Annotated in this window: 10 protein-coding genes; 1 reads left to right on the top strand and 9 read right to left on the bottom strand. The window is 60.5% G+C overall.

What is annotated here, in order from left to right:
• Nucleotides 1–42: 42 nt before the first annotated feature.
• The 7 genes from dapB to VFO93_RS22085 form a co-directional block, all read right to left on the bottom strand.
• Entirely contained in the window at nucleotides 43–765 is a 723-nt protein-coding gene (gene dapB / locus VFO93_RS22115) for a 4-hydroxy-tetrahydrodipicolinate reductase (protein ID WP_325136556.1), read from the bottom strand.
• A gap of 74 nt (nucleotides 766–839) precedes the next feature.
• A complete protein-coding gene (locus tag VFO93_RS22110) occupies nucleotides 840–1,541 on the bottom strand; it encodes a DUF5683 domain-containing protein (RefSeq protein ID WP_325136555.1) in 702 nt (233 codons plus the stop codon).
• 46 nt (nucleotides 1,542–1,587) lie between these two features.
• Nucleotides 1,588–2,574, bottom strand: a complete 987-nt coding sequence (locus tag VFO93_RS22105) for a ParB/RepB/Spo0J family partition protein (RefSeq protein ID WP_325136554.1) — start codon at nucleotides 2,572–2,574, stop codon at nucleotides 1,588–1,590.
• 114 nt (nucleotides 2,575–2,688) lie between these two features.
• Complete coding sequence (locus VFO93_RS22100) at nucleotides 2,689–2,895, bottom strand: DUF433 domain-containing protein (protein ID WP_325136553.1); 207 nt, start codon at nucleotides 2,893–2,895, stop codon at nucleotides 2,689–2,691.
• A gap of 11 nt (nucleotides 2,896–2,906) precedes the next feature.
• Complete coding sequence (locus VFO93_RS22095; protein ID WP_325136552.1) at nucleotides 2,907–3,179, bottom strand: hypothetical protein; 273 nt, start codon at nucleotides 3,177–3,179, stop codon at nucleotides 2,907–2,909.
• Nucleotides 3,180–3,246: 67 nt separating this feature from the next.
• On the bottom strand, nucleotides 3,247–4,056 hold the full coding sequence (locus VFO93_RS22090) for an AAA family ATPase (protein ID WP_325136551.1): 810 nt from the start codon (nucleotides 4,054–4,056) through the stop codon (nucleotides 3,247–3,249).
• Nucleotides 4,057–4,303: 247 nt separating this feature from the next.
• The gene (locus VFO93_RS22085; RefSeq protein WP_325136550.1) at nucleotides 4,304–4,984 is read right to left on the bottom strand and encodes a metal-dependent hydrolase; all 681 of its coding nucleotides are present in this window, start codon (nucleotides 4,982–4,984) and stop codon (nucleotides 4,304–4,306) included.
• Between the two features lie 99 nt (nucleotides 4,985–5,083).
• Here VFO93_RS22085 and VFO93_RS22080 point away from each other — a divergent pair, with 99 nt between their 5' ends.
• Entirely contained in the window at nucleotides 5,084–6,856 is a 1,773-nt protein-coding gene (locus VFO93_RS22080; protein ID WP_325136549.1) for an ABC transporter substrate-binding protein, read from the top strand.
• Nucleotides 6,857–7,069: 213 nt separating this feature from the next.
• Here the strand turns inward: VFO93_RS22080 and VFO93_RS22075 are convergent, their stop codons facing one another.
• Both VFO93_RS22075 and yidC read right to left on the bottom strand, forming a co-directional pair.
• On the bottom strand, nucleotides 7,070–7,483 hold the full coding sequence (locus tag VFO93_RS22075) for a DUF6438 domain-containing protein (protein WP_325136548.1): 414 nt from the start codon (nucleotides 7,481–7,483) through the stop codon (nucleotides 7,070–7,072).
• 225 nt (nucleotides 7,484–7,708) lie between these two features.
• Nucleotides 7,709–9,496 (bottom strand): membrane protein insertase YidC, encoded by a 1,788-nt coding sequence (gene yidC / locus VFO93_RS22070; protein WP_325136547.1) that lies wholly within the window; start codon nucleotides 9,494–9,496, stop codon nucleotides 7,709–7,711.
• Between the last annotated feature and the right edge of the window lie 99 nt (nucleotides 9,497–9,595).

Raw genomic sequence — 9,595 nt, 5'->3', positions numbered from 1 at the left:
GCGATTGCTTCGCTGCGCTCGCAAGGACAGGCGTTTTAGACCTTACAGCCCCAGCAAATCAGTCATCCCAAACACGCCCTGCCGGCCCGGCAGCCAGCCCGCCGCCAGTAGCGCCCCGGCCGCGAAGCCCGCGCGCGAGTGCGCCTCGTGGCGCAGCTCAATGGTATCGGCGGCCGACACGTAGCGCACCTCGTGGGTGCCCACCACCTCGCCGCGCCGCTCGCTCAGCACCGCCAGCTCGTCGGGAGCCTGAGCGGGTGCGTTGCGCCAGGTTTTCTTTTCGGGAAAGTGCGCCAGGATGCCCTGCGCCGCCGTGAGGGCCGTGCCGCTGGGCTGGTCTACTTTATGAACGTGGTGAATTTCCGTCACTTGCACATCGTAGCCCGCCCGAAACTCGTGCATCTTGGCCGCGATGTACTCGTTGAAATGGAAGAACAAATTGACGCCCACGCTGAAATTGGAAGCGTAGAACAGCGCCCCGCCCGTTTCCGCGCACAGCGCCTTGGCTTCGTCGAAGTGGTGTAGCCAGCCCGTGCTGCCGCACACCACTGGCAGGCCCTGCCGCAGGCAGGCCGCCACGTTGGCAAACGCCGACTCGGGGTGCGTAAACTCGATGGCCACATCGGCCGTGGCGGGCGTGAAGTCTTCGATGCGTTGCGCTGAGGCGTGCTGGTCGATGATGCCGACTACCTCGTGGCCGTGGGCCGGGGCCAGCTCGGCCAGGGTGCGGCCCATCTTGCCGTAGCCGATAAGAATGATTCTCATGTTGATTGTCTAGTAGTTACGTCCGTCATGCTGAGCGCAGCGCAGCCGAAGCATGACGGACGTAAACGTTATTCTTACTTCACCCGCAAAGCTACGGTAGCCCCTATGCCGGGCAGCACTTGGCCGGGAACTGGTAGCAGCGCTGGCTGCCAGTGCAAACTCAGGTCGCGGCCCACGTCGAAATCGTGCAGGTGGGCATCCACTACGGCATCCAGAATTTGCAGGCCATAGCCCGCCATGAAGACCAGAATGTACAGGTCGCGATTGCGGCGATAAAAGATGATACCGCTTTCGATTTCATTTCCGTTGCGCGCTAACCTGGCATATCCCAGCCGCTCGTCGCCATAGGTATAGGTCTTATCGGTCTGAAGCAACTCCTTGGCCTTTACATAATTGCTATAACGCGACCAGTAGAAGTACTCGATACTGCCCAGCGAGCCCACTAGGCCGTACACCAGCGGTAGCTTCCACCAGCGCCGGTTGTAAATCTGGCCCGCGCCGGGCAGCAAAGCCAGGTAGCCCGCCTTTTGGGCGCGCGTCACCCGCAGGCCAAACAAGCGCTCAGTTTTGAAAACCGAATCAGCGGCCGCCCGTTCGCGCTTTTGCGCCTTGGTGAGCTTGGGGGCCACGCGGGCCGTGTCGTTGCGGGGCTGCGTGAGGTCGGGGTCGACCACGGCGGTGCTGGGTAGCTGTGCCCAGGCCGGGGCTGCCGTGCCCAGGCACAGCAGCCCCACTACCCAGGCCCAGCGCGGAAATACATCAAGCAGGTTTTTCATACAAAAGCTGCCAACGCCACGCTGCCAGCGAATAGTATTCAGCACCTTACGCGGGCTGCAAAATGTGCAGAATGCGCTGCATATCCTCCACCGAGTCGAAGGAAATCTTGATTTCGCCGCGGCCCTGGGCCGTGGGTTTCAGCTGCACCTTCGAGCCAAAATAGTCGGTAAGCTGGCGCTCGGTGCGGCGCAGCTCGGCCACGGGCACCACCGGGGCGGGCTGCTCTTGCGGGGCGGCGGGGGTGCTGGCAGCCGGCTGGGCCGCGCCCTGGCGCACCAACTCCTCCACGCGGCGCACCGACAGGTCTTCGACCACGATGCGGCGGTAAAGGGCCACCTGCTGCTGCGCGTCTTCCATGCTGACGAGGGCGCGGGCGTGGCCCATGCCAATGACGGCGTCGCGCAGGCCGATTTGGATATCGGGCGGCAACTTTAAGAGGCGCAGGTAGTTGGTGACGGTCGAGCGGTTTTTGCCCACGCGCTCGCCCAGGTCTTCCTGGCGCAGGTTGCACTCGCTCAGCAGGCGCTGGTAGCTGAGGGCAATTTCGATAGCGTTGAGGTTTTCGCGCTGAATGTTCTCAATCAGCGCCATTTCCAGCATCTGCTGGTCGTCGGCCTTGCGGATGTAGGCCGGGATGGTTTCCAGGCCCGCCAGCTTGGACGCCTGCAAGCGTCGCTCGCCCGAAATGAGCTGGTACTGGTTGGGTCCGAGCTGGCGCACCGTCACGGGCTGAATGATGCCTTGCGCCTTGATGCTGTCGGCCAGCTCGGCCAGCGCCTCCTGGTCGAAGTGGGTGCGGGGCTGGTAGGGGTTGGCCTCAATCTGGTCGACCGCGATGTGGCCCACCATGTTGAGCGGACTGGGCGTGGGCACGGCGGCCACCGAGCGCTCGCTGGGCTTGTCGAAGTTGCCTTCAATCAGGGCGTTGAGGCCGCGGCCCAGGCCGCCGATGCGGCGCTTGGCGGCGGCAGCCGCGCCCGGGTTGGCCGCCAGGGCCGCCTGAATTTTATCTTCGTTCTTCTCTGCGGACATAGTACCAAGCAGCGTGGCCCAAAAGGTAAAGGGGCCGCTGAACTTCAAAATTACGGCCTAGCGGGCGAAGGGCAAGGTGGACGCGTGATTAGTTGAGGCGGGCTTTCTGCATCGCTAGCGGTTGGCTGCATACCGACAACAGGCTCGAATCATCTCCTCATCAAGCTCTGGAAAATCGCTGATTATTTCCGAAAAGCTCATCCCGTTGCCGAGCCAAGCCAGCACATCGGCGACACTGATGCGAGTGCCAATAATACACGGTCGCCCAAAACGAATTTCCGGGTCGATGGTGATGAGCGGATGGGCAGCTGGTGAGAGCATCACAAATGGTTTTATAACGGCTCAATATCAGTTGGAAACTGACTCCATTCATCCCAGGTGGTTTGCTCTATTTCCGGTGTAATCTGCGCGTCAGTAGCGTTGCGGCGATTCCAGGCGCGATTCAGATGAGAGTATATATGTGCGAGCCAGATGCGAAACTCAATTTCGCTGAAATCAGGGTCTTGCTGCATCTCCTGACACATTTGTGCCAGATGCTCTTGCGCGTCGGTTAGCTCATCATTGAGCAAAGCCCAGGCAACCGGATTAACTTGCTGGTCTATCATCGCCTACATTCAAACCGCGCTGTTCGTAGCACTAGTATGCGCGGACTCGCAGAGTCCGCGCTACACGTTACGCCAGCTCGTCGGCCGCCTCCGCTTCGGGGTTGGCTTCCACGCTGTTCTTTTCCACGATTTCGCGGGCCAGGTTGAGGTAGCTGACTGCGCCTTTGCTTTCGGCGTCGTGCAGAATGACGGGAATGCCGAAGCTCGGCGACTCGCTCAGCTTCACGTTGCGCGGGATGATGGTGTCGAACACGAGCTGCTGAAAGTGCATCTGCACTTCCTCCACTACCTGGTTGGAGAGGCGCAGGCGCACGTCGTACATCGTGAGCAGGATGCCTTCGATTTCGAGGTCGGTGTTGAGGCGGCTCTGAATTATCTTGATGGTGTTCAAGAGCTTGCCCAATCCTTCGAGGGCAAAGTACTCGCACTGCACCGGGATGATAACCGAGTTGGCGGCCGTGAGGGCGTTCACGGTGATGAGGCCCAGCGAGGGCGAGCAGTCGATGATGATGAAGTCGTACTCGGCGGCCAGGGGGCGCAGGGCGGCCTTCATCTTTTCCTCGCGGTTGGGCAGGTTTATCATCTCCACCTCGGCGCCCACCAGGTCGATGTGCGAGGGCATGAGGTCGAGGTGCGGCAAGATGTTGGTTTGCACGATGATGTCCTTGGCCGGAATGCCATCGACCATGCACTCGTACACGCTGTTTTCGATGTCTTTGGGGTCGAAGCCCACGCCCGAAGTGGCATTGGCCTGCGGGTCGGCATCGACGAGCAGGGTGCGGTAGTCGAGCGCCGCCAGCGAGGCGGCCAGGTTGATGGCCGAGGTGGTTTTGCCAACGCCACCTTTTTGGTTGGCTACCGCAATGATTTTACCCATAACAACAAACAGTATAACGAAAATGCGCTGCCCTAGTAGCTAATGGCCGGCGAGCCGGCGTAGTTCAACATACAAAATAAGGCTAAAAAAAATGGACTAGCCAAAGGTGTAGGTAACACCAAGCTCCAGCTTGGTGAATCGTTGCCGGGTTCGCCTACTCCGCAACGATTCACCAAGCTGGAGCTTGGTGTTGCAATTCTACCTAGTGAATGGGCCCAACAACGATTCACCAAGCTGGAGCTTGGTGTTACAGCTCTACCGAGCTGCCGATGGGTAGCAGGCGTAGGTTTTTGCCAGCGGCTTTAGCCTCGGCCTGCGCGGCGGCGTGGTCGATGATGAGCGGCGGGAAGGTGTCGTAGTGCATGCCGATGAGCTCGGTAGCGCCTACCCAGTCGGCCGCCACCAGTGCCTCGGTCACGCCCATGGTGTAGTGGTCGCCGATGGGCAGCAGGGCAAAATCGAGGGTGTACCAGTCCCTGATGAGCTTAAGGTCGTAGGTCAGGCCCGTGTCTCCGGCGTAGTAAAAGGTTTGGTTGTCAGTAGTCTTAATGACGAAGCCCACCGGCACACCGGCATACGAGCCATCGGGGAAGGAACTGCTGTGCGCGGCCGCCACGAAGTGTACCGTGCCAAACGGCAGCTTGACCTTGCCGCCCAGGTTGGCCCCGATAACCTCGATGCCCTTGGCCCCGAAGTAGCCGGCCACCTCGGCAATGGCCACGATGGTAGCGCCGGTGCGCTTGGCAATGTCCTCGGCGTCGGCGATGTGGTCGCCGTGGCCGTGCGACAGCAGAATGTAATCAGCCTGAATGGCGTCCACGTTCACATCCTTGGCCAGCGGGTTGGGGCGGATGAAGGGGTCGAAAAGCACGCGCACGCCGCCGATGGTGGCCAGAAAGCAGGAGTGGCCGAAATACGTAAGTTGCATGGGGGAAAATAGGGAGGTGTGTAGGATGAGTAGGAAGTGCAAATGCCCCGACGGGCCGGCAAGCCTACTCCTTACCTTTGCAACCGACACCCTAAATAGATGTTTCTACACGATTTGCGAACGCGCAGTAGTTTAATCTGGATAACGCTGGCGGGCGCGGTGGCCGGGCTGGCCGCCTGCGGCGGCCCCGCGCAGTCGGCGGCCGACGAGCGGCGCGTGTTCCGCTACAATCAGCCCGAGGCGCTAACCTCGCTCGACCCGGCCTTTGCCCGCAACCAGGCTAATATCTGGGCCGTGTCGCAGCTTTATAACGGGCTAATGGAGCTGGACTCTACCTTGCAGCCGGCCCCAGCGCTGGCGCGGCGGTACAGCATTTCGCCGGATGGGCTGACGTACACGTTCTGGCTGCGGCAGGATGTTTCCTTTCACGAAAACACAGCGGTCTTTAACCCAGCGACGGCAGTGCGGACTGAGAAAGGAACAGATGCTAGTAAGCAACAGGTAGGAGATAATAATACAGGACATGACACGGGGCCATTTCGCCCCGTTACCGCCGCCGACTTCGTATACTCTTTCAAGCGCCTGCTCGACGCTAAAACGGCCTCGCCGGGCGGCTGGATATTCCGGGGCAAGGTGCTGGAAGACAGCAAGGGCAACATCAGCGACACCTGCTTCGTGGCGGCGAATGACTCTACGTTGCGCATTCACCTCAAGGAGCCGTTTATTCCGTTTCTGAGCATCCTGACCATGCCCTACGCCTTTGTGGTGCCCCACGAGGCGGTGGAGAAATACGGCAAGGACTTCCGCGAGCACCCTGTGGGCACCGGGCCGTTCCGCTTCAAGCTCTGGGACACCGGCAACGTGCTACTGCTGCACAAAAACCCCGGCTACTGGCGGCGCGACGCCAAAGGGCAGGAATTACCCTACCTCGACGCGGTGCAAATCAGCTTCATCGCCGACCGTAAAACCGAGTTTCTGACCTTTCTGCAAGGCAAGCTGGACTTTCTAAGCGGCATCCGCGAAGGCTCGCGCGACCTCGTGATGAACACCGACGGCACCGTGCGGACCGACTTTCAGGGCCGCTTCACGGTGCAGAAAGCGCCCTACCTGAACACCGAATACCTGGGCTTTCAGCTCGACTCGGCCAACCTCACCGGCGAGCAGGCCGCCCAGGGCCGGGCGCTACGCAAGCCGCTGGTGCGCCAGGCCCTCAACTACGCCATCAACCGGCCCGAGCTGGTAGCCTACGTGCTCAACCACGTGGGCGTGCCCGGCACGTCGGGCTTCGTGCCGGCCGCGCTGCCCTCGTTTTCGCCCGAGAAAGTGCCCGGCTACACCTACCAGCCGCAGCGGGCGCGGCAGCTGCTGGCGGCGGCCGGCTACGGCCCCGGCCAGCCCTTGCGCCTGCGCCTGAGCACCGTGGCCGAGCGCAAGGCTGTGGCCGAATACCTCCAGAAAAACTGGGCCGATGTGGGCGTGCAGGTTCAAATCGACATCAACCAGGCCGCTACCCAGCAGGAGCTGGTGGATAACGGCCGCGCCGCCTTCTTCAGCAAAAGCTGGCTCGGTGACTACCCCGATGCCGAAAACTACCTCTCGCTGTTCTACAGCCCCAATTTCAGCCCCGGCGGCCCCGACAAAACGCACTTCAAATCGCCGGAGTACGACGCCCTCTACAACCAGGCCCGCCGCGAGCAAAACGCCGCCCGCCGCACCGCCCTCTACCAACAAATGGACCGCCTCATCGTGGCCGAAAGCCCGGTGGTAAGTCTCTACTACGACGAGGTTATCCGCCTCACGCAGAACAATGTGCGTGGCCTCGCGCCCAACCCCATGAACCAACTGCTGCTGGAGCGCGTGCGCAAGCAGTAGCGCGTATAGTGAACACAAATTGCCGTGTAGCCCCAGCGGGGTGGCCCGTCGGTAGAAAACAGCCCTGCTTCAGCGCCCGAAAGCCCCGTAGGGGCGACCCAGCCAATAGATTGGGTCGCCCCTACGGGGCTTTCGCCTCGTTAGACCTAGAGTTGCTACCAACGGGTTGCCCCGCTGGGGCTGCACGGCAATTTGAGTTGGTGCGCCAGCTTGCTACTTCTCCTCCAGGCCATTGGCCAGCGGGTCGAGCTGCTTGTGGAGGTAGTCGAGGTAGGCTTGCAGCTTTTCGGGGATATCCTGCCGGGCCTCCACCTTCTTGGCTGGCTGGCCCGCTGGCTGCACCGTGACGATGGTAGAAGGCAAGTCGTATACATCGCCCGCGTACTGGTCGCGGAAGTTGTTGAAATTAATGCGCTTAGCCTCGGCCAGCATCTGGTTGACGGTGGCCACGGGCAGGCGCAGGGTGTGCTTGCCGATGCGGTTTACGAAGCGCTCGCCTTCGTATTCCACGCGGCCATCGGCGTAGATGGCAGCCTTGTAGGTAGGGCAGGTGCCGTGGCAGGGCGTGCGCTGCACTACCAGCACTGGCCCGGTATCACCTTTGGGCGGAGCTTGGGTAGTAGACATCGCCTTTGTTTTACGAGGTTTGATTTTCTGCGCGTGGCCGGGTAGGGCAAGCGAGAGGGCGAGCAAAAGAAGCAGGTAGCGCATGTGGTGAACTGGGGCAGTAGTGAGTAAAATTTACAAAACGAAAACTAGGCCAAACCTGCCGCCTGCCTTTCGGCAGGTAGTAAAGCAAAAGGGCCTGCCGCGTACTACGCGGCAGGCCCTTTTCGATACGGTGAAAGGTGCTTACGCCTTACCGCCCTTCTTGGCTTGCGCTTCGCGCTCCTGGGCAGTTTTCATGGCCTCGGCCAGGCGGGCCTGGAAGCCGCTGGGCTTCTTATCCTTGTTTTTCACCTTGTTGGCTTCGAGCTGGGCCCGAATCTTGGTGTCGTCTACGAAGGTGCGCGTGAGCGCTTGCTGGCCCATCGTCACGAGGTTCGACATGAGGTAGTACCAGGTGAGACCAGCGGCGAAGCTGTTCAGCACGAAGAAGAAAACCAGCGGCATGAGGTAGCTGTAAAACTTCATCGGGCCCTGCATGGCGGCCGTGTTCATCTGGTTGCTCTGGTAGGTCATGAAGAGCGTCGAGATGGTCATCAGCACCGTGAAAATGCTGATGTGCGCCCCCAGGTAAGGCACCGAAAACGGCAGCCGGATGACGTTGTCGTAGGTGCTCAGGTCGGTAGCCCACAAAAACGACTGCTGGCGCAGTTCAATCGCGTTGGGGAAAAACTGGAACATGGCCAGGATGATGGGCAGCGACAGCAGCGTGGGCAAGCAGCCGCCCAGCGGCGACACCCCAAATTGCTGGTACAGCTTCATCGTTTCTTGCTGGCTCTTCACCTGGTCGTCGCCGTACTTTTCCTTTATCTGGTCGAGCTCAGGCTTCAGCACTTTCATGCGGGCCTGGCCTTCATAGGTTTTATAGGTCAAGGGCCAGGTTACCAGCTTAATAAGAATTACCAGCAGCAAAATAATCACGCCATACGACGAGATGTATTGCTGCAAGAAGTTGAACACCGGAATCACCACGAAGCGGTTTACCCAGCGGAACAAGCCCCAGCCCAGGTACACGTTGCGGTCAAAATCGGGCGCTACTTCCTTGAGCAGGTTAAACTTGTTGGGCCCAAAAAAGAAGCGGTACTGCCCGCCGGCCGCGCTCGTCACGTCGGCCACCGGCAAACCCAACTGCGTGCTCAGGCCCTTAATGAAGGTCGAATCGGTGAGGTTGACGTTGGAGTTGAACTGCCCGCTGGTGAAGGGCTGCGAATCGGCCACGAGGCCGGCCACGAAGAAGTCATGCTTGTCGGCCACCCATTTCAGCGGCTCGGTTATTTTGGTTTCCTCGGGCTTCTCGCTGGTTTCGGCCAGGTTATCTTGTTTGCCACTGGCTAAGTAGTGGTTGATGGTGGTGTGGTTGCGGTTCTGCTTAATGTCCTGCTCAGTCTGACGCACGTTGTCCAGGAAGGTCCATTTCAGGGGCTCCTGGGCCACGTTCACGCCGCTGAGCTTCAAGTTGTACTTCACCTCGTAGCCGGTTTTGGGCACGGTGTAGGTCTGCGCGACGGTGCCGCCCGCCACGGGCGCGGTCAGCGTCAGCACTTGCCCGCCGTCGGCGGCCGGCTGCGGGCCGGCAGTCTGGAAGTTCAGCTTCGCAAAGTCCACCGTTTTACCATCCAGCGTGCGGAAGGTGGTGTTGTAGCGGGCGCTCTGCTCGTCGAGCAAATCGAGCGGCTTGCCAAAGAACGTCTTGTAGTTATTTAGCCGCACTGCGGCCACGCGCCCGCCTTGGGTCGAAAAGGTGAGCGTCAGTTCGGGGTTTTTGACCTCGATGCTGCGCACCGGGCCGGCCGCCGAATCGAGCTTGGCCTCGGGTGCGAGCGCCGGGGCCGAGGAGGCCGCCGGGTTGGCAGCCGTGGAGGTAGTAGCCTGGGCTTTGTCTTTCTCCACCTTGTCTTTGGGCGAGAAGAAAAACAGATACACCAGGAGCAGGGCCGAGATGAGAAAAAGGCCAGTTGCTTGGGAGCGGTCCATTTACACTAAAAAGAATACGAACGACAAAGGTACGGTTGCTTTAAGCTGCCAGCCGCGCTACGCGCTGGCCGCCGTTTAGCGCGCAGCGCGCAACGGCAG

It is taken from the genome of Hymenobacter sp. (assembly GCF_035709525.1).
Classification (GTDB): Bacteria; Bacteroidota; Bacteroidia; order Cytophagales; family Hymenobacteraceae; genus Hymenobacter.
This window is presented reverse-complemented; position numbering and strand designations above follow the sequence as displayed.